This is a genomic window from Bacteroides sedimenti, assembly GCF_040365225.1.
Taxonomy (GTDB): domain Bacteria; phylum Bacteroidota; class Bacteroidia; order Bacteroidales; family Bacteroidaceae; genus Bacteroides; species Bacteroides sedimenti.
This window is the reverse complement of sequence record NZ_AP028055.1, coordinates 825523-845806: the sequence shown is the minus strand read 5'-3', so window position 1 is coordinate 845806 and position 20284 is coordinate 825523. Positions and strand designations below refer to the sequence as shown.

At 36.6% G+C, this 20284-nt stretch carries 17 protein-coding genes; 11 read left to right on the top strand and 6 right to left on the bottom strand.

All coding sequences use genetic code 11. The annotated features are described in order from the left end of the window. Positions 1 to 937 precede the first annotated feature (937 nt). Positions 938 to 3157 carry a VapE domain-containing protein gene (locus tag ABWU87_RS03330; protein ID WP_353333264.1) on the top strand — a complete coding sequence of 740 codons (2220 nt, stop codon included), beginning with the start codon at positions 938 to 940 and terminating at the stop codon, positions 3155 to 3157. A gap of 955 nt (positions 3158 to 4112) precedes the next feature. Here ABWU87_RS03330 and ABWU87_RS03325 read toward each other — a convergent pair. Further along, positions 4113 to 4802, bottom strand: coding sequence for a hypothetical protein (locus ABWU87_RS03325; protein ID WP_353333262.1), 690 nt, complete (start codon positions 4800 to 4802; stop codon positions 4113 to 4115). Between the two features lie 500 nt (positions 4803 to 5302). Between ABWU87_RS03325 and ABWU87_RS03320 the strand changes: the two genes are divergently transcribed. Beyond that, entirely contained in the window at positions 5303 to 6712 is a 1410-nt protein-coding gene (locus ABWU87_RS03320; RefSeq protein ID WP_353333260.1) for a tetratricopeptide repeat protein, read from the top strand. Between the two features lie 144 nt (positions 6713 to 6856). Here ABWU87_RS03320 and ABWU87_RS03315 read toward each other — a convergent pair whose 3' ends face one another. Then, positions 6857 to 7285: a PepSY-like domain-containing protein gene (locus ABWU87_RS03315; protein ID WP_353333258.1), complete on the bottom strand. Its 429-nt coding sequence runs from the start codon at positions 7283 to 7285 to the stop codon at positions 6857 to 6859. 386 nt (positions 7286 to 7671) lie between these two features. Between ABWU87_RS03315 and ABWU87_RS03310 the strand changes: the two genes are divergently transcribed. Continuing rightward, positions 7672 to 8229 carry a hypothetical protein gene (locus ABWU87_RS03310; RefSeq protein WP_353333256.1) on the top strand — a complete coding sequence of 186 codons (558 nt, stop codon included), beginning with the start codon at positions 7672 to 7674 and terminating at the stop codon, positions 8227 to 8229. Positions 8230 to 8426: 197 nt separating this feature from the next. Here ABWU87_RS03310 and ABWU87_RS03305 read toward each other — a convergent pair whose 3' ends face one another. Continuing rightward, positions 8427 to 9026, bottom strand: a complete 600-nt coding sequence (locus ABWU87_RS03305) for an ester cyclase (protein WP_353333254.1) — start codon at positions 9024 to 9026, stop codon at positions 8427 to 8429. A gap of 547 nt (positions 9027 to 9573) precedes the next feature. On the opposite strand from ABWU87_RS03305, the gene ABWU87_RS03300 reads away from it, so the two are divergent. The 3 genes from ABWU87_RS03300 (at position 9574) to ABWU87_RS03290 (ending at position 14137) form a co-directional block, all read left to right on the top strand. Beyond that, positions 9574 to 10692, top strand: coding sequence for a S1 family peptidase (locus tag ABWU87_RS03300; RefSeq protein WP_353333252.1), 1119 nt, complete (start codon positions 9574 to 9576; stop codon positions 10690 to 10692). A 392-nt stretch (positions 10693 to 11084) separates the two neighbouring features. Continuing rightward, positions 11085 to 12161, top strand: coding sequence for an MBL fold metallo-hydrolase (locus tag ABWU87_RS03295; protein ID WP_353333251.1), 1077 nt, complete (start codon positions 11085 to 11087; stop codon positions 12159 to 12161). Positions 12162 to 12649: 488 nt separating this feature from the next. Continuing rightward, positions 12650 to 14137, top strand: coding sequence for a phytoene desaturase family protein (locus tag ABWU87_RS03290; protein WP_353333249.1), 1488 nt, complete (start codon positions 12650 to 12652; stop codon positions 14135 to 14137). 33 nt (positions 14138 to 14170) lie between these two features. Here the strand turns inward: ABWU87_RS03290 and ABWU87_RS03285 are convergent, their stop codons facing one another. Beyond that, on the bottom strand, positions 14171 to 14662 hold the full coding sequence (locus ABWU87_RS03285) for a hypothetical protein (RefSeq protein ID WP_353333248.1): 492 nt from the start codon (positions 14660 to 14662) through the stop codon (positions 14171 to 14173). Positions 14663 to 14889: 227 nt separating this feature from the next. Here ABWU87_RS03285 and ABWU87_RS03280 point away from each other — a divergent pair, with 227 nt between their 5' ends. After that, a complete protein-coding gene (locus tag ABWU87_RS03280) occupies positions 14890 to 16335 on the top strand; it encodes an amidohydrolase family protein (protein ID WP_353333246.1) in 1446 nt (481 codons plus the stop codon). A 187-nt stretch (positions 16336 to 16522) separates the two neighbouring features. Beyond that, on the top strand, positions 16523 to 17020 hold the full coding sequence (locus tag ABWU87_RS03275) for a hypothetical protein (protein WP_353333244.1): 498 nt from the start codon (positions 16523 to 16525) through the stop codon (positions 17018 to 17020). 237 nt (positions 17021 to 17257) lie between these two features. Here ABWU87_RS03275 and ABWU87_RS03270 read toward each other — a convergent pair whose 3' ends face one another. Both ABWU87_RS03270 and ABWU87_RS03265 read right to left on the bottom strand, forming a co-directional pair. Continuing rightward, positions 17258 to 17488 carry a DUF4248 domain-containing protein gene (locus ABWU87_RS03270; protein WP_353333242.1) on the bottom strand — a complete coding sequence of 77 codons (231 nt, stop codon included), beginning with the start codon at positions 17486 to 17488 and terminating at the stop codon, positions 17258 to 17260. A gap of 180 nt (positions 17489 to 17668) precedes the next feature. Then, the gene (locus ABWU87_RS03265) at positions 17669 to 18283 is read right to left on the bottom strand and encodes a T9SS type A sorting domain-containing protein (RefSeq protein ID WP_353333240.1); all 615 of its coding nucleotides are present in this window, start codon (positions 18281 to 18283) and stop codon (positions 17669 to 17671) included. Positions 18284 to 19121: 838 nt separating this feature from the next. On the opposite strand from ABWU87_RS03265, the gene ABWU87_RS03260 reads away from it, so the two are divergent. Genes ABWU87_RS03260 through ABWU87_RS03250 form a run of 3 tightly spaced genes read left to right on the top strand, consistent with a single transcriptional unit; the run spans position 19122 to position 20283 of the window. Beyond that, entirely contained in the window at positions 19122 to 19553 is a 432-nt protein-coding gene (locus tag ABWU87_RS03260; protein WP_353334404.1) for an HU family DNA-binding protein, read from the top strand. Further along, on the top strand, positions 19553 to 20017 hold the full coding sequence (locus ABWU87_RS03255; RefSeq protein WP_353333238.1) for an N-acetylmuramoyl-L-alanine amidase: 465 nt from the start codon (positions 19553 to 19555) through the stop codon (positions 20015 to 20017). The genes ABWU87_RS03260 and ABWU87_RS03255 overlap by 1 nt, the downstream gene beginning before the upstream one ends. After that, positions 20014 to 20283 (top strand): hypothetical protein, encoded by a 270-nt coding sequence (locus ABWU87_RS03250; protein WP_353333236.1) that lies wholly within the window; start codon positions 20014 to 20016, stop codon positions 20281 to 20283. Before ABWU87_RS03255 ends, ABWU87_RS03250 begins: the two co-directional genes overlap by 4 nt. The last annotated feature ends 1 nt before the right edge of the window (position 20284 follow it).

Here is a 20284-nt window from a genome sequence, read left to right as displayed (position 1 = left end):
CAAATACAATTCAAGACTATCGAACAGGTATCAGATTGATGTACTCCTGTTTAATAGCCTCCAGAAACATTTTATCTATTTATTGACTTTTCATACTCTTTCCCAGATTTATTTATTTGCAATTGGTATATTTAAAGTAATTCTAGCCAGTCAACACACGTAAATTGATGGTTCTGGCCAAAATTGAATATTTCTTGTAGTCATAGTATCAAAAAGATTCTTATATCAGCTACTAACATTTTTTTTATCAAAGGTATTTAAAAATACCAACCAATTATATAATCACTAAAAATATAAATATTACGTACTTCATATTGATTAACCACAACATTAAAAACAAATACCACCCCCACAATCCACACAAATAAACATTTTTCATCTTTTAATTTGCTACCTTTGCAACTTTTTATTAACAAATAAATATTATCATGAAAAAAATGAAAAGACGTTTGTTCCCGAACAACGCAGTATTTATCTAAAAAATCAGTTGATTCTTGAGTTTCTTATTGAATTTCTTGAAAAAAGGAAAGAAAAAAAGCAAAAACAACACGAACAACGCAGGTTTTTAACAATCATCCGAATTTTGATAAAACATTATTTCGGATTATTGGAATGGCGCGGAAGTGTCAGCCTGTTTAGCAGACTAATCATACTCCTCATATCCAGAGGATTATTAAGGCATTCAAGCAGTAAAGACATTGGCTATATTGCAGAAATACTACAGATGTTCATGACATTTTATCGGACAGACAGAAGGCGTGAACCACTATCTCCAACCGGCCTAAAAACCACCTTTTACAAAATGCAGTCGAGGTTAAAGCGCAGAAAATGAACACCTTGACAAATAAACAAAAACCTGCTTTCTTATCTCATTTATTTGATCTTTATTTACCTCCGTGGTTATACGTTATAACCATTAAAAAACTAATTTCTTTACATGAAACACAAAAACATGGTGAGCCGAATTGCTCGCCACTCGCTCATTGAAAGAGCGATGAGTATGCAAGAAGTAATCGAAGAGATTCGAAGTGGCAAACACAAAGAAACAATTGCCGAAATCAGACGGCTGCACGCGCAGGGTGATGTTGATGCAGCTTCACGACTGAAGGCAAAACTACCGGGCTACACATTTGCAGGTACATTCCAAGGCAAACGAAAGGCCGGACACATTAAGGTGTACAACTCGCAGGTGGTACTCGACATTGACAACCTGCCCCTGGAAAGACGCGAAGCGGTGCGACAAGCCATCCAGGCTTGCAGATACACACACCTTTGTTTCGACAGTCCGCGCATGGGGCTTAAGGTTGTTGTCCGGGGAATCCCCATCAGTATCCCCAAGGAGTGCAATCCGCAACAAAGAGTTAAGCTGATACTAGACTATCACAGAAATCTGTTCAGGGAGGCAGCACAGTGGATTGAAAAACTTACCGGGTGTGAGGTAGACAAGTCCGGCAGCGACGTGTCTCGCATCTGCTACACCTGCCACGACCCCGGAGCTTACTTCTGCTCCGAATCTATACATTTTCCCGTAACGCTCGAAAACGATACCGGATTCAGAGCCGAGCTGATTCGCGTACAGCAGGAGATAAAAGAGAAACAGGAGGGCGATGCCGCACCTCCTCCCCCTAATGTTGGCGAAAAGAGGAAAAGCTACGGCATGCTTTTTAAAGCGCTTTGCTGGCAGCTGAGCCGCACGCAGATGTACCAGCACGGCAATCGCAACAACTTTGTTTATCTCCTTGCCGGTATGTGCAACGAAGCAGGCATCCCCAAAAAGAGCCTCCGCTTACTAATGGAACAACGCTTTGCCGACCTGGACGAAGACGAGCGCAATGCCACTCTGGAAAGTGCCTACAGCAACACCGACCGCCACGGCCATCACCCAATGGGCAAGGCAGCCATTCGCGTGTTCTTTATGCAGGCTTACCTGGATAAGAAGTACGATTTCAGATACAATGAAACCACCTGTAAACTGGAATACAGCGTTAAGGAGGCCGACAACGAGTTTGCCGAACTGGACGACATTGCGCTCAACAGCCTCTGGGTGGAGCTGTGCGAACAAGGGGCAGAGTGCACCGTCGCTCAGGTATACTCGGTCCTTAACTCCTCCTTCAGCCGTCCGTACAATCCGCTGAAGGAGTACTTCGAAAACCTGCCTAAGTGGGACGGAACCGACCACATCGGGCTGCTTGCCGACCTGGTGCAAACCACCACGCCCCAATACTGGAAAACCTGCTTCGAAAAGTGGCTCTGCGCCATGGTGGCCACCATAGTTCTCCCCGATGCGCTTAACCATGCCGTAATGGTTCTCACGGGCCCTCAAAGCATCGGAAAATCAACCTATGCCCGCAAAATTCTTCCGCCCGAGCTGAAGAAATACTATTGCGAAGACCGCATCAACAGCGATAACAAGGACGATTTAACCAAGATGTTTCAGTGCCTGCTTATCAACACCGAAGAGATAGACGGCATGAGCGGACGCGAGCTGAACCAATACAAAGCCCTTATCACGCGTGCCGAGATGAATATCCGCATGCCTTACGACCGCACTTTGAAGGTACGCAAGCGCATTGCAACGTTTATGGCAACAACCAATAATCAAGATATTCTTACGGATACAACAGGCAACAGGCGCTTTCTTTGCTTCGAAACCATCAGTTTTGATAACGATAAACCCATCAACCACGAACAGGTATATGCCCAGGTGATGCACCGGCTTATGGTAGACAAAATCCGATTCTGGTTCACCAAAGAAGAGGCTCAAATAATAAACAAGCGCAACGAACGCTTTATGCAGCTTAGCACGGAAGAGGAACTTATCATGGTGAACTTGCGCAAGCCACTCACCGGCGATAAGATATCCTACCTCACTGCGAGCGATATTGCCGATTTGCTGCACAAACGCAACGGCACAAACATTACTCATTCGGGGAAAGTAACCATTGGTAGAGTGATGAAGAAGATGGAGTTTGAAAAGAAATCAAGCCGCACAGGAGCTTTTAAGTATAAAGTGCATGTCATCAACTTCGAAGAGGTTACCTTGAACAAATACATAAACGACGAGGTGGAAAAAGAACCCGAAGCCACTCAGCAGAAATTGGGCCTTCACAACCCGGATGAAGAGCAAAAAGAAACCGAGAGTCCTGATATCTCTTAAGAAATTGATAAACAATTAATTCATATTAAGAGGTGTTTATTCCCCGCATCACCCTGCATAGGTGGTGCGGGGTTTTGTATATATTTTATATTTATTTAAAAATTATATACATATATAGAAAGTCCAACGTTGCGATTTAATACTTTTCATTATCGCGAATTAAAATTAATATGACATTTAGGTACATATTTCACAATACTTTACACATTTGCAGATTGTACAAATAATAACACTATAAATGCGCTATATATCTGATATTCATGGCTGACGAAATTTATAATCTCAACAATTCCCAGTATCAAGTGCAGAGACTGCAGAGACTGCAGAGTTGAATTCCAAAACTTATGCGAAAAAATGTGATGTAATGATATATATACGTTTTATACAGAAATACATAAATATTATAAATGTTTGAAAAATACATCTGCAGTCTCTGCAGTCTCTGCACTTTCCATGAATACCTACTCGTTCAAAGCGAACACACAGCCCTGAAAATATTTGTCTCTTTATAAGCATGCACTCACCGCCAGGGAAGATTTTTCTCTCTGACATGCTATAATATACTCATCCATTGTCAAGCCGGCTTAGGGTTAAGAAAAACAGTGTAAACCTACTCACGAAATAACCTCGGTACTGTAAACCCGGTTGCGATAAAAACAGTAAAAAAATCGTTGAAACAGTCCCAGTTATATCTGAATAAATAAAAAACGTTTCGGCTATCAACTTAAAACAAACCAATAAGAGCTCCAGAGGATAGAGTAATAAAGAAACTCCCGCCGTCTTTTGAAAAAAGCCGGCGGGAGTTTCTAAAAAGATGGCGAGAGTTTGCTCAAAAGCCCGTTGGATCTTTTAGGCAGGTAAACAAGCGGAATTAGCAGCTTCGGAAAACTATTTGCTGTTTTCATTTAATGAAAAATCAGAGTTGCGTTATCCTTTCTTAATGTTTTTATTGTTATTATAAATCTTCTCCGTTTGCTCTGTTGTATTCATTGTCATAAAACATTGTGATATAATATTCCCCAAAATGCTCATTAATCATAAACCAAACAGGCCTCATTGAATATTTCTCCAACATAGATGAAATACCAGTTATTATCATATCCTTTTGCAATTCTTCTGTTGGATTAGATAGTTGCTCTTTCGTGTATTTCGACAAGAGGACAGACTTTATTTCTTCAGCGACAGTGACAGAATCTATGTTTGTTGGCAGTTGATAATAAACTGCTTCATATCGTTTATTATTAACTGATATTCCATAAGAGATATCTTCATCATCTGATAATGTAAAGTCTGGCGATGATAACGATGCTGGTATATACTTTTTATTATTCTGGAACTGCTGGCACAGCTTATTGAATCTTATTTTAATATCGCTCTCATTTATTGTTTTGGCATCTTGAACCATAATTCGACATACTTTATTGTTGTTTGTCGCAATATGTATATTGACACCTGATCCATTGAATTGACCAACTAAGACATCTTTATTATTTGGACTACTTGTATACCCTTTTGCTTTTAATTTCTGTATCATTACAGATTTGCTACCATCGACAGGAATACCAAGAAATTGGGTCACATCTTTTTGTGCATATAAAGCTACTGATGATATTAGCAGCATTACAATTGATAACATTTTTTTCATAACTATATATTTTTCGTTGTAAATCAGATTATAATTGATATATTTTTCATAACTTAACAAGTGAAAAACAACAAATTACGGAGTCAGAACTAACTAACTTCACATATATATAATTGCAAGTTATAAAAAAAAAGTAGATCAGCAAAAAAAGTGAAAATATTTAAAATGCACTATATAAACGATATACATTATCTAGTTGTCCTTTGATTGACAAGATTTGAACAACACACAGTGCCAATTAAGAGTAAGAGGAATATTGATAAACAACAAAGAAATATTGACGGGCTTTCATCTGAGCTACAATAACATTTCTTATACTTCCTTGAGCAACTAATTCCTGTTATCGGATGTTTTTTAAATACTAACTGTATTAAACAGAGCTGCTCAGGAAATACATTGGTGTCTGGAAGGCTGAAGTCGATAAGGATAAAACTAATTGGTTTGAGTTTGCAGCTTATGGAGAGAACGCTCTTGCCGACATGTTTAAAATGAAGTAACTAATGAAGAATAAACTTGTATTTGTGATCATCATACTTCCTTTAAGTATATTAGCGCAATCTTTGAATTACTTTGATAGCCTGAAATTACAATTGAGGAAAAATATAAATGATTCTGTGAGGTTTCAGGTAATCAGATCATTAAGTGAAGGTTATGCCCAAAACAATCCGGATTCTGCTATTCGTTATGCGCAAGCTGCTGTTCAGTTTGTAACAAGAAATAATGATAAACTACCAGTATGGGCAGCCTGGAATGCAAGTAATCTAATGGGAATGGCATTGCAGAGTATCGGTAATTATCCTGATGCAGAAGAATATTTTTTGAAACAACTAAAGCAAAGTGAGGTGATAAAGGATTCTTTTGGAATCTTTAAGGCATATATGTGTTTAGGGAATATAAATCTGGAGGAAGAAAATAACAAAGATGCCGTATCAAATTATAAAAAAGCTATCTCTCTTTATCATGGACAAAAATATAGTTTCTGGATGGTGCAATTTTTCCCAACAATTGAGAACCTGGCTCGTGCTTATGAAAAACAAAATATGCTTGATTCTGCTCTTTACTATGCTCAGTATGGACTACATATGAGTATAGATTTTGGGGGTAAAAAATCGATTCCTCATTGGGGAAACATTTTAGGAACTATTTATTCAAAATTAGGGCAGTCATCATTAGCATTAGAATATTTCAGAACTTATTTAAAAATTACGGATTTATTGAGTATTCAAGATCAGATTCTTGGTTTTTATGAAGTAGGAAAACATTTTGAGCGTAATAACCAAATTGATTCGGCTATTTATTATGGACGAAAAGCATTTTCTTTTAGTAAAAATAGTGTGTTCAGAATATATATTCTAAAATCAAGCCGGCTGTTGAGTCAATTATTTAAATCGAAGAATCAAATAGACAGTGCATTTAAATATCAGAGCATAATGCTTAAAACGCAGGAGTTTATGTTTAGTAGGGACAAAATTAGCAGGATGAATATGCTTAAGTTTAACGAACAGATTCGTCAGAAAGAGATTGAACTTGCCAAGCAGCATCAGGAAGAAGTACGTGTTCGCAGACTACAGCTAACTATTCTGGCTATTTCAATTATCGTTTTTATTATTGTATTCCTGTTATTAAGCCGTACAATTATTGCGAGTCAGAGGCTGATTAAGTTTTTGGGTATAGTAGTACTTCTTATCTCGTTTGAATTTATAGATCAGGTGCTCCATCCTATTATTGAAACATTTACTAATTATACCCCGTCTTTAATGTTGCTGATACTGGTCAGTATTGCATCATTACTAGTGCCATTGCATTACAAATTAGAAAAGTTGGCTATAGCGAAGCTTATAGAAAATAATAATAAAATAAGACTGGCAGCAGCAAAGAAAACCATTAAGGAACTGGATGGAAAATCATAATGATTTTCAGTCAGGTAGAGTATGCTAATTTCCTTATCTTGTCAGCTTTCCCTTTTGGTGCTTCCCTTTAAAAGGGAAGCGCACAGTTACTGGGAATGACATAAATATTTAATAGGTAATCAGAAAAGAGTAACTTATTAAAGTCTATTCTTTTGATTCTTTAATAAAATTACCATTTAAATCAAAAATGAGGTCTTTTCCTTTGATTCCTGCCTCATAGGTAACTTTGCCTTTACTGTCTGTTATTTTAGCAGCTTCCTTTATTGCTTTTCCTGGATAATGAGCTGTTACATAGCTTAAAATATTCTTAGGCAACTGGTTAATTCCAATAGCAGCTTCAACCTCCACCATTTTGCCGGTGTTATCTATCAAAACGGACTGTTCAGTTTTATCCAGGGTGAAGTTTGCTTCATATTTGGCACCTTCTTTTTCCCATTTTACTTTTGTAGCATTAGGAAATTGTTTTTGAAAAGTTTTTTCGACTTGTGCAGGAATGTTTTTTTTCTGTTCTTTTTGTGCGAAAGCAAACGAAGCAATCATCACTGCCATGATCATTAAAGTTAATTTTTTCATGATTCTAGTTTTTAAAGTTTATTGAGCAATGATACTAAACAATTTAGTATAAATTTTGAATTTTCACATGAAAGAGAACTTAAATTGAAAAAGTATCTTCTTCAACCGGATATAATAAATTCATCTTGCACGATTTTCTCCATATACCTCATAATGTACTTAAGCTGACTAAGAGTGAAAATATGGCGGAGAAGGTTGTAATTGGATCGTGAAAACCCCATGGTGGAGTGTTTTTTGTTGGTGTACGATGCTCAAAGCACCGAAAAAAGTTGCCTGAAACTTGCCTGAAATTGAATTTAAAATTAGATCTTTGCCGAATTATTATTGTAATTTTAAACTATCTTTACGGGAAAGATACAATACATTGGTTTAAACGTTATCGACTTATGAATTCAGCTGTACCTCCTGAGATGAAGGCTAATATCACAAAACTTTATTGTGCAGCCTATAATGAATCACAAAAAAATAAAATTATAACATTACTTCTTATCACTGAAGAATGCACTATTGTAGCCTCTGGAAAATCTCCATTAGAACCGGATGATTTTTGGATACTTCCGTTAGGAAGCGAAAAAACGTCCAAAGAATTTTTCAAACATACTCCTCCTTCGCCAGATGAGATAGAATATGCCATTAACTTTATCGAAGATACTATCATTCCTTTAAAAAAATTATTGCCCACCAATTCAGAGTTGTATTCCTTTTCTCCTGTTATGCAGGAAATCATTCTGCAAGCAAACAAGAGTCTATCATCTCCGAAAAAAGTCTTGTCGATTAAAGAAATGGAAGACGTTTTTAGCCGTTTGGCAATTATCATCTCTGGCAGACCATACAGTACCGATACATTACCAGAAAGTTCTTCTTTTGCAGCATCGTTATTAATCCTAAGAGAATTTATGCATCATCTGGGATTTCAGAATATCATAATTGAGAAATCTCTATAAGTTTATGAATAAGGCAAAGATTGTCACCAATAAAGATGTACAAATTACCTGAATCAAATAAATTAAAGCATTAATAGAAATATTAAGCACCTTTCAAACATAATATATGTATTTGAAAGGTGCTATTATAAGTAGTTCTAAAACAGTTATTCATATTACAAAAAAGAGAGATAACGTCAATATAAGAATAGATATCTTTATTTACCTAATCCTAGTTGATTCATGTAAGTTTGATTATCCCAAAACAGAAATTCCTCAAACATTACTCCGTTTTTCCAATGTCCTATTGTGCACATAGGCAATTTGAATTTTTTCCCTGTTGGCTGAATAAATTTTCCATTACCAATAGGCATGGGTTTTGTAAATGTTCCTTCCATTACTCCCGTTACTGCAGTCCATTCACCTGTGCTGCTTCCAAAACGGACAGGATGTTGCTTAATTCTTGTGTCAGGAGCATATACAAACATGGCTTTCAAATCTGCAATGTGTCTTTCTAATCCCGTAGTAAAATGTCCGTCCGGCCAGTACACCTTTATATCTTTTGAATGATTTTCATGGAATCTTACCCATTCCTGATTGCTGAATATAGTAAAATCAAGTGTGTCAAACTTTACAAGGTTTTTTGTAAGAGTATCATTGCCTGCAGTTAATTCTTTAATTTGATTACGTAGTGAATCAATTTCTGATTTACTTCCAGAGGTGTTACCGTTTTTATTCATACAACTGTTGAAAGACGCGATTGCTGCTACTACAATAAGTGCTGCAAATAATTGAATAATTCTTGATTTCTTTTTCATTTTTTGTATTTTGAATGGTTCTTGTGATTTATAATTAAATATCTAACAAAACAAAAGCTGATTTGTTTAATAAATTAGTTCATCCGAGAAAGGGGAAGTTGCTAAATAAAAATAAGTTGATAAATCATTATATTGTAGAGTCCAATCAAACAATATTATGAATGTCATCTTTCTGTATCACGTCTTTGTCGTTCATGAGCAAGAATACTCTCGTGTACACTACGAAGGTTGCTTTATGTAAGAATGGTTATATTTGACACCACACCTCCACTGTATCTAATTTGTATGTTTTTAAATGAAATCAGACTTATATATAATTAGAAAAGGTGCTATTAACTGAGAGGTACACAGAAGCATATAAATGATATTCAAACGTTTTATTCTTGTCTAAATAAATTCATTCTTTCACGCTATTACGTTTTAAATATATGTTTGATTACTTGATTATTGAAATTTTTAGTATTTTTTTTAAATTTAAACTACTTTTTTCATACATTTGCAACAATTCACGTATCTTTAGAAGTTGAAATTTAACAGTATAGATGTTATGAAAAAAATATTCATTTATTTACTCCTATCAATAACGTTTGTTGGTTGTAATTCTAAAAAAACAGCTGAAGAGCTATTCAATAATGATGCATCTGGTGTTGTAGTTATATTGAATGAATTCTATTATAAAATACAGATACCCAATAGAGAAACAATATATTTTACAGGAATTGATAATGAGGGGAACTTAGAAAACTTCACATTAGATATTAATGAAATTATCAAAAATCGTAAAATGCTGACAGGGACAGGCTTTTTTATAGATAAAGAAGGCTCAATATTAACTAACCGCCATGTTGCACAGCCAACCATTGATATAGCGCAAGCAAAACAGGGATTTATTGGGCTTATTAGAAGCTTGAAAGAACTACTCCAAGGCCAACTTGAAAATATGCAATCTGAATATTATAATTTAGATACTCAAAAAAGTAATTGCACATACTACGATAACTACGGTAATCCTTATACAGATCAGGCAAATCTTTCAGAAATTGTTCAGAAACAATCTGAAATAGAGACCAATTTTAATGAGTTATTACAAACATACAATAACCTTGATGCCAATTTAGATCCTGAAGCACTAATAATAAGCTCAGTTTGCGAAATCGGTATTGCATATAATAATACGTTTGTAACGAATGACAAAGACTTTATTGATAAAAATCCTTGTGTTGTAGTACGTGTCTCTGAAAAAGAAGACGTTGATTTAGCTTTAATACAACTAAAAAACAAAAAAACTCCTAACGATAGTTACATATTTACCACTGCAGAACAGAATGCAAAAAGTAAGTCTTTTACAAAATTATTCTCAGGAAATAAGGATGAAGAAAAGTTGAAGATCAATCAGCAATTGTATATGATTGGTTACAATGCTGGATTGACCCTTGCAAATACACAAAAAGGAATAAATGTACAAATGACAAGCGGAAAATTAACTCAATTGCCAGATGGACAACGACTGCTTTATAGTATCCCTACGCTTCAAGGTTCAAGCGGTAGCCCTGTTATTGATGAATATGGAAATTTGGTAGCAGTAAACTTTGCAAAACTGTCTGGAACAGACAATTTTAATTTCGGTATTCCGGTTGAAAAAATTAAGGATTTTATGAAATGGTAATTAAATATTAACTGGCATACTTTTCTTTGAATTATGAATGACAGATAGAAGCTCATTAGCTTCTGTAGTTATAATAATATATGAATTAGAATGTTTATTTATTTCATCCAAATTAAAACATATTCAATCAGGACTTAATATAATTTTATTCCAACTGATTATATAAACATCTCAAATCTTCATTTGAGATGTTTACTTTTTGACTAAATTGCTTCAAAATCTGTGAATATTATTAACGTATAAAGTTTACTAATTCTTCATCCATTACAGAATCATATTTTGGTTGTAATTGTTATATAAAAGGTAATCATTAATCAAACCTGCATAATAAAAGTTCTGGATTAAATGTAGAATGACTACAAATAATCATACAAGATAAAAGTGAATAAGTTATGAAAACTGTATTGTTGTTTCTGGCAACATTATTCTGTTTTGGATTATCTGCTCAACAGAATAACCTCTTTCAGCTTACGAAACAGGAGAAAACGGATTTGTTTAAAGCTATTGAAACCGATTCTTTATTTGCATCATTTGTTAAAGACACCTCTAATGCCTTAGAACTTTATAAGCAATATAAGATTAATGTAATGAAGTCAGATTCTACATGGAATAACGATCAACAAAGGTTGTTTAAAATTCAAAATTTTGGTTATACAAATAAGTTTGAGTTAATTCCTCTTGTTGAGAATCTTAATGATGGAAAAACATTTAGAAAAGCCGGAGGGATATCTTATCTTATCCGAACTGACAATTTTACAATACTTTTTGATACGGGTATTGATGACGATTCAATAGAGTGTGTTCTTCGTTATAATCTTGACCTTCTTGGTATTGATGTCTGCGAAATAGATGCTATTGTTATATCACACAATCACGGAGATCACCAGAATAATTGGAAATGGATTAATGACAAGACTTTTATAAACTCAAAAAATAAATCCATCCTTCCTGAAATGAACATCTTTGTTCCCTGTGACAGTCTTAATCTCAAAATTCCTGCTCTTTTATTTAATGATCCTACCAAAATTTGTAAGGGGGTTTATACAACTGGAATTATAAAGGCTCCTTTGTTCTTTTGGCCAACTCAGGAGCAAGGATTAATTATTAATGTTAAGGATAAAGGATTAATTATTGTTACTGGTTGTGGGCATCAGACAGTTGACAAACTACTTTTACGTTGTAAAAGGATATCTGATTTGCCGATATATGGTATTCTTGGAGGGATCCATTTTCCGATTTATGGGGACTCGGAAAAATATATGGGATATCTTATTACAGGCCGGTTGCCTTGGGAGCCACTTACAGTAAGCGATGTAAATAAGAAGATAGAGTTAATAAAAAAGCAAAATGTAAAGTTGATTGGAATTTCAACACATGATAGTTCTGTTAAAGCAATAGAAGCATTTAAAAAAGCTTTTTCAAAGGAATATAAAGATTTAAAAACAGGAGCATGGATCGTAGTGAAGTAATATGAACGGATAACAAAATTCTGACTGTGGACTAACAACTTTAAGAAGATTACTTCATATAAAGATGATGGTATTTAAAACCACTTTCTGCTTTATGTGATTCCTTATTTTTAATAAAATCATACTTGGTATTGTAGTTAATAGCACAAGACTCTTTTCAATTAACTCTCTTCGGCTTCTAATGACTAATCAAAACGAAAAGTATATTTCCTCCAATTAAAAAGTAATCATTATTTTCTAATCCAGGACAACGCTATTTATAAGAAGCACATAATGCAAGGTCATTCAATACTGGTTTGTTCGGTCTATTTTAATCTACATAAATCTTTTAAAATAACATTGAAAATAAAAAACAAACAAAAAAGAGAAATTAGGAATTAAGTTTTTATATTTGTGAATAATAAATGAGCAGCATTATAATGTTCCTGCTTCAATATTCAAAGAGAATGAAATCAACAATGATAATAAACTGTTAAACACAATTACCCATGAGCAAGAAGGTACTAATAATCGGAGGTGGAATTGCCGGATTGTCTGCCGGTATTTACGCGGCCATGAATGGTTTTGAAACGGAAATTATCGAAATGCACAGTGTTGCGGGAGGGCAATGTACAGCCTGGGACCGTAAGGGTTATCGTTTTGATTATTGTCTCCATTGGTTGATTGGCACTGCAAAAGGGGCTTTTCACGAAATTTGGAAAGAGACCAATGTTATTAATAATGAGACTGAAATCATTGACCACGAAATTCATTCGCGAATTTTGGATGAAGAAGGGAATGAGTTTATCATCTACTCCAATATAGACCGTTGGGAGAAGTACCTGGTTGAATTAGCGCCCGAAGACAAAGCGTCCATTCAAAGGATGTGTACCGACATGCGTAAAAGTGCCTTATTAGAGCCGTTTGCCTTACCACCGGAATTGCGCAGTCCGCTGGATTATATCAGAATCCTACCCCAAATGTTGCCGGTATTTAATGTAATACGGAAATTTGGGAAGCTCTCCTGTAATGAGTATTTTGAGAAACTGAAGTTTAAGAATAAACGTCTTAAATCTGTTTTCTTTTCGCTGTATGGCAACCGCAATTTTTCGGCATTGGCATTTATATTTATGCTTGGCTGGTTTAATCAGAAAAATGCCGGATATATAAAAGGAGGTTCATACCCAATGGCGCAACGTATGGTGGAAAAGCTCAACAAGCTGGGCGGAGTGATATCATATAAAAAGAAAGTGGAGAAAGTGATTGTAGAAAACAGTGTAGCGAAAGGGGTATTGCTTACCGATGGAACTACAATTGATGCCGATTATGTTATTGGCACTGCCGATGGATATACCACCATCTTCAAGATGCTGGATGCAAAGTACATGTCACAAGAAATTGATTTCGCGTATAAAAACTGGGAGCTTTTTACGCCCATCGTTCAGGTTTCGTTTGGGGTAAATAAAGCCATTCCTTCAATCTGTCCCATAGTTATTAATATGTCGAAAGACAAAATGATGGGCAATACCAAATTAGAAAACGGGTATTCGATCATGAATTATTCGTTCGACCCCACCCTGGCTCCCGAAGGAAAAACAACAATCGTTCTGAGGTTCGACAGTCCCTGGAAACTGTGGGAGAGCATGGACGAGCAAGAATACAAGGCCGAGAAACTTCAGATACAGAAAGATGCCACGGCTTGTCTTGAAAAGGAATATCCGGGCATTACGGAATTTATTGAAGTGATTGATGTGGCAACTCCTAAAACCGATGTTGAGTACACCGGAGTGAAAGATGGTGCTTACGAAGGTTTTATGCCTACAAAAGACAACTTGATGAAATCGCTGAAAATGCAGCTTCCCGGGCTTAAGAACTTTTACATGGCCGGACAGTGGCTGTCTCCCGGTGGTGGACTTCCACCTTCGGCTCAAACCGGTAAATGGGCGGTACAGTTGATTTGTAAAAAGGAAAAACAACAATTTGTTTCAGATAAATAAGTAATTAGATTAGAATGAGAAGCCGGCATACATTTATTTTATGTGTGTGGCATTCTCTTGTATTACTTTCCAGCCATTATCGAACTTTTTAAATACAGCCGTCCAACAGCCATTATTGGGGATCGTATCACCTTTTACGGTTAAGTACTTACTTTTAAATTCCGTTGTACATGTTGCGGCATTCTCTGAAAGCACGTAAACATACATTGAAACAATTGATGCTTCTGTGAACCTCTGAATGCCTGCAAAATTAATTTTCATCTGTTCGTTGTAACTAGCGTAACTGGTAAACCCGATTTTTCCTTCCAGCCCGAAAACATACCCCTCCTTATCGGCCCTTAGCCCGGTATGGGTGCTATAATTTAGGGTCTTTGGATTAAAGAAATTCTTTACTATTGTCTCTATTTCACTTTTAATCATCTCTCTTTTCTTATCGGACATTTCACCGGTGCATGATGTTCTGCACGATGTGATGAGAAGTGTTAATGATATAATTGCAATGAAAGAAATTAAATGTTTATTCATTTTTTCAAGTGTTTTAATCAGTAGATTATTTGTTAAGCCATCGTATTTATAAAACAAGTCAAGAGGCTTTTTTGATTATGCCTATCATAAAAACAATTCATATTTTTTTCAAAAGAATAACGGTTTAATCACCAACAACCGGTTATAAATACTGTTATATATTATACTGCTATACAAGTGCTTATATGAGCACACTTTGCTTCTATGTAAACCAAATCCATGAAAATATGAAGAGTAAAACAACTATTTTGGCCATATTTATAGCATGGGCATTTTTTCATCCGGGAACAAAAGCTCAGGATATGGCCGTTGTTAATGTGTCTGTGATAGATTGCACCGGAAGCAAGGAAAAACCCAACATGACGGTGCTGGTAACAGATGGTAAGATTACAGCGATAGAGAAGTTTTCCCGGAAAAACTTTGGAGCAAACACCCGGATTATAGACGGGAAAGGTAAATATCTGATTCCAGGACTGTGGGACATGCACGTTCACTGTCTGAATGACAGCCTGGTCTTTTTCCCACTGATGATATGCAATGGTATTACCAGTGTTAGAGATATGTACAACAATGCTGCACTATTTGAAATGAAAACTGAGTGGCGTAAGTTGATAAACGAAGGTAAATTGATTGGGCCCAACATGTACATTCCTCTGGCGGTATTTGGACCTGATCAGAACTGGTGGTGGGGCATCGTGGTAAAATCGAAAGAAGAAGCTGCCAATTTTGTGAGGGAAGCAAAAGCCTCAGGTGCCGATTTTATAAAGATCTATGATCTATACGATCCCGAAGTATACTTTGCCATCGTAAATGAAGCCAAACAGGCAGGCATTAAGGTAGTGGGCCATTGTCCTATCAGCGTTAATATTGCTGATGCGGCAGAAGCAGGTCAATCTACTTTTGAGCATTTATTGGGAATCTTAATTGCCTCCAGCTCAAAAGAAACGCAAATAAGAAGCCAGATGGTGCAAAAGACCCATGAGGTTCATGATTCATTTTCAGACCTTACTCGTCTTTTATTTTATGTGCAATCTGCTGATATCAGTGGTACCTATGATGTAAATAAAGCAAATAATCTTTTCCGGCGGCTTAAAAACAGCGGAAGCTACCAGTGCCCCACCCTGGTGTTCTGGAAAAGATTACTAACGGCTATCAATACCGACACATGCGCTGATGGACGGTTTAAAGATGTGCCGGCGAAAGATCTTAAATACTGGTATGATTTAAAAGCTGACCTGTCTACGGCAAAGATATCAAAGGAAGATTTTAATCTTATCAGAACGTTGGTAAAGATGGATTTTCAGTTGGTGAAAGAACTCAACCGACGCGGAGTAAAGTTACTGGCAGGCACGGATATCACCTGGTATAAAGGTAAGGTTATGCCCAAATTCGGTTTGCATGATGAATTATCGCTGCTCGTTGAAGCTGGATTATCGCCTATGGAGGCTTTACTGACAGCCACAAAGAATGCAGCCGAGGCGCTTGGTGTACTGGACAAGGCCGGAACTCTTGAAGTTGGGAAATGTGCCGACATGCTGCTCTTGGATGCTAATCCACTGAAAGATATTCAAAATACTACTAAAATTAATTCTGTTGTAAAAGCCGGCAATTATTATTCAAGAGATAAGCTGGACAATCTATTGCATGATGTTGAAATGAAAGCAAAGAAGTAACATAAATCTGATTTAATTCATTGGAAGGTGTATTAAAAGTTTAATTGACTTTTGACATACTCTCTTTTAATTTTGCGTAACTGATATCTCTGTCACTGTAACATTTCTTATACTTTCTGGAGCAACTATTCCTCTCATCAACTGTTTTTTTTAATAGTGACTTAATTATAATCTAAACTGTGCAATCATGAAAAAACTTTTTTTTGTTTGGACCTTGCTCATGGCAAGCCTATTCTGTTATGCTGTGCAGGCGCAAAACAATCAGAAAAATCTCAATCAGGCGGAGCTGGTTAAGAGGTACCTTGGTCTCTGGAAAGCTGAAGTGGGGAAAGATACAACCATCTGGTTTGAAACTTCCGCTTACGGAGAAAATGCCTTCTTAGGTAGCTTCAAGACAAAAGTGAAGGATAAGATAATCTTTGAGACGAAACAAATGTGGATATATGATAAAAAGTCTGACAAAATATTCGGAGTTGAACTAGAAAAAAAATCCGGAACATTTACTTATTATCTATCCAGATTTATCTCGGAAAATATTTATGAAGGAACTGCAATCAAGGACATTATGCATCCTGATATTATAGATCAGACATTTTATGAAAAGTTTAAATCTCCCGATATATTTATTCAAAGTTTTATCTCTAACAACCAAAAGGTTTCAATCACATATAAACGTATAAAATAGTACAGAAGTAACTTTAATGATTGTTGTAGAACAACCGTACTGATCAAATGGGAAGCTACAAATAACTCGATTATAGAAATCTTTCTGTAAATTTTCAGCCAGAAAAAAGAAGATTCCTTCATTTAAGAAACGTGGTATTTAGCACCTTTAGCCGATGTATTTGATTCGTTTAAAAATAAACGAATCAAATACATTTGTTTAACTCGAAGCAGTATTATTAATAGAGAAGCAACACCCTCACGGCTCTCCAAGATAGCGCGTAATGGCCTCAACCTCTCTCGGTGTAAGAATCTTGCTATTCTTGCGGTAGCCCATCTCTTCCAACTCTCTGCAAAGAGCCTCATTACGCACAATCCATCGCATGAGCAAACGAAGCGCCTCGCGCACAGACATTTGAGGATTATACAACATAGCTAGATCGGACTTTCCGTAAGACTTTACTCTGAATTCCAAATAATTATTACCCATAATATAAATATTGATTACTACATCAATATACAAAATATTAAGCAGATGGGCAAGAGAAAACCACTAAACTATTGGAATTCACAAAATGTAATGTTGAAAAGCTTGTTTTTCTATAAATACAGCTGTACAAGTATGAGTACACCTAAAAATCAGGCGTGTACATTTGTATATTATCGGTCCTTACTTAATTACGGTAAATTTTGTTCGGTATAACAGCTTATCGTTTGAAGCTATAATTAAATAGTACAATCCATCTGGCAGACTTCTTACATCAACATTATTTTCACCATTTTGAACTTTACTTTCCATAATTTTCTGTCCTGCGATATTAAAGATTTTAAGTGAGAATATTTCAGATTCAGAAATGTTTAATTTAAAATGAATGGTTGAGTTTGTTGGATTGGGGTAAATTGAAATATTGTTATTCGCATTATTCTGGTCAATGCCTGTAGCATTCTTAACAATAATAATCCCTTTCATTCCGGTGGTGCCTACATGCACAGTACAAACATAATAATGTGTCCCAACAGTAAGCTTGTCCGGCAGTACCTGTCCACCACCAAAGGGCGTAGAGAAACCTCCGGGAAGGGGTGTGATATCGTTTGAATTCCATGTGTTTTGATCAACTTCCTGGACAGTATGAATACCGGCTAGGCTAAAATCAACACTATCGCCAAAGCTTATTGTTAAAGTAGACGGACTAAATGTAAATCCCGAATTTGTGATTCTCCAGTTTTTACCAAAACTTGCTATTCCCATTGTAAATAGCAAAATAAGGAGTACTAATTTTTTCATTATTCTTTCTTTTTATTGATTTATAAATTTTATTCATACATACATTGAGCTATACAGAATTCAGAACTCCTCCTTTTTTTGATTATGTGATTGATTATCAATTGAGCGAAAAGTGCAATGCAGAACCAAAAAATAGAGCTAATATTTAGTAAAGGAATTGTATTATTTACAAAATAAATTACCGCGTATTAAACTTGGTTCTGGTAATAATAAAACAATATTTTTTGAGAAACAAAATGTGATAATTTTGGAAAAAAATTTGATGAGTTAATAATTAATATCTAACTTATTAAGAAACAAGTACTGTGAATTATAGTTTTAGTGCACCAGTTAATTTATATAAATTCATTATCCTAATCTTCGGATATATATTTATGATTATGCAGGGTAACTTTATAATCTGAATAATTTAACTCTCTTTCAAAAAGGATTATAACCACCAAAAAAGCGAAGCCAAAGGCAAGCCAACACCATAACGAGCGAGCAAAGCGAGCTATGTTAAACGCTCCCAAACCCGCAGCAGCCCAAAAACCCCACAAAGACCGGCCTCACTTTTTTTTGCGTGAAGAAATCTACCGGAATGAAGCGTTAAAAAGGAGCTGTTGTTTGAGCGAAGCGAGTTTCAGCTCCTTTAGCGGAATGCAGGCAGATTTTAGCAAAAAAAATGCAGCCTTGAACTTTTGGTTCTTTTGGTTCAAGCCAAAAGAACAAGAGTATTCACCATTATTTACTCAATAGCACCTATTGAAACCTAATGAGTGTCCCCTCTGCAAACGCCCATTGTATCTTAGCAATGTGATTCAAACCCCACATTATTAACCCTTTAATTTTGAATGTTATGTCAGTAGGATTTTCAGTAGTTCCCAGAAAGAATCCGTCAAAGATTGACGATGAACCTAAGTTTTACGCACAGGCACAAGCACGTGGCGACATGGATTTCGACGAAATCTGCGACGATGTGGACAGTCGTTGCACCGTGACCAAGGCAGATATTACCGCCTCGCTAAACGGAGTTATCAAAACCATGAAAATGGCCCTGGGCCGCGGAGAGATTGTACGGTTGGGCGATTTTGGAAGTTTCCAAATTTCGGTTAGCAGCCACGGTGCCGAAACCGAGAAGGAGTTCAACAGCAGTATGATTCGCAAAGCGCGCATCAGCTTCCGCCCTGGCAAAGCGCTTTCTAAGATGCTCAAGGCTCTGGATTTTCACCAGGTGGCCAAGCTGCCTATTGCCCCGCAACCCATTCCTATACCTGAAAAAGGTGAGTAATGAGCTGCAGGAGAGAGATTAACCTCCTTGTGGTGCACTGCTCTGCCACCCGGGCCGACCTCGATTTTTCCGAGGCCGACCTGGAGCGGAGCCATCGCAAGCAAGGTTTCAACGGCATAGGCTACCACTTCTACATTCGCAAGGATGGCTTCATAGCCTCTACCCGACCGGTGGAGAAGCCCGGAGCTCATGCCCGCGGACACAACGCCAACAGTATAGGCATCTGCTATGAAGGTGGATTAAACGCTGCCGGAAAGCCTGCCGATACACGCACCATGTGGCAGAAAAGATCACTGCGTGCACTGGTAAATGTATTGCATATGGACTACCCCCACAGCCGGGTGGTTGGTCACCGAGACCTAAGCCCCGACCTGGACGGAGACGGTATTATAGAGAAACACGAATGGCTGAAGCAGTGCCCCTGCTTTGATGTTGCTAACGAATTTAAAAACCTTGAAAAATGAAAGTAATCAATGAAATTCTGAAAGTGCTTACCGTGCTGCTGCCCTTCGTAAAGAAGAAAAGTGTGCGCGAGATGCAAGAGTTCACCGACCTGGTGAAGAGCCAGTTTGAATACCTGATGGAGCAGGTTACCCGATTTGAAACCGACTATTTCGAGCTATCGGAAAAAGTACGGAAGATGTATCAGGAAATCATCACCCTGAATGCCCGCCTCAGTGATGCACTAAAGCTGCAGTGCGTGGTGCCTGCCTGCAAGGATAGAAGTTAAA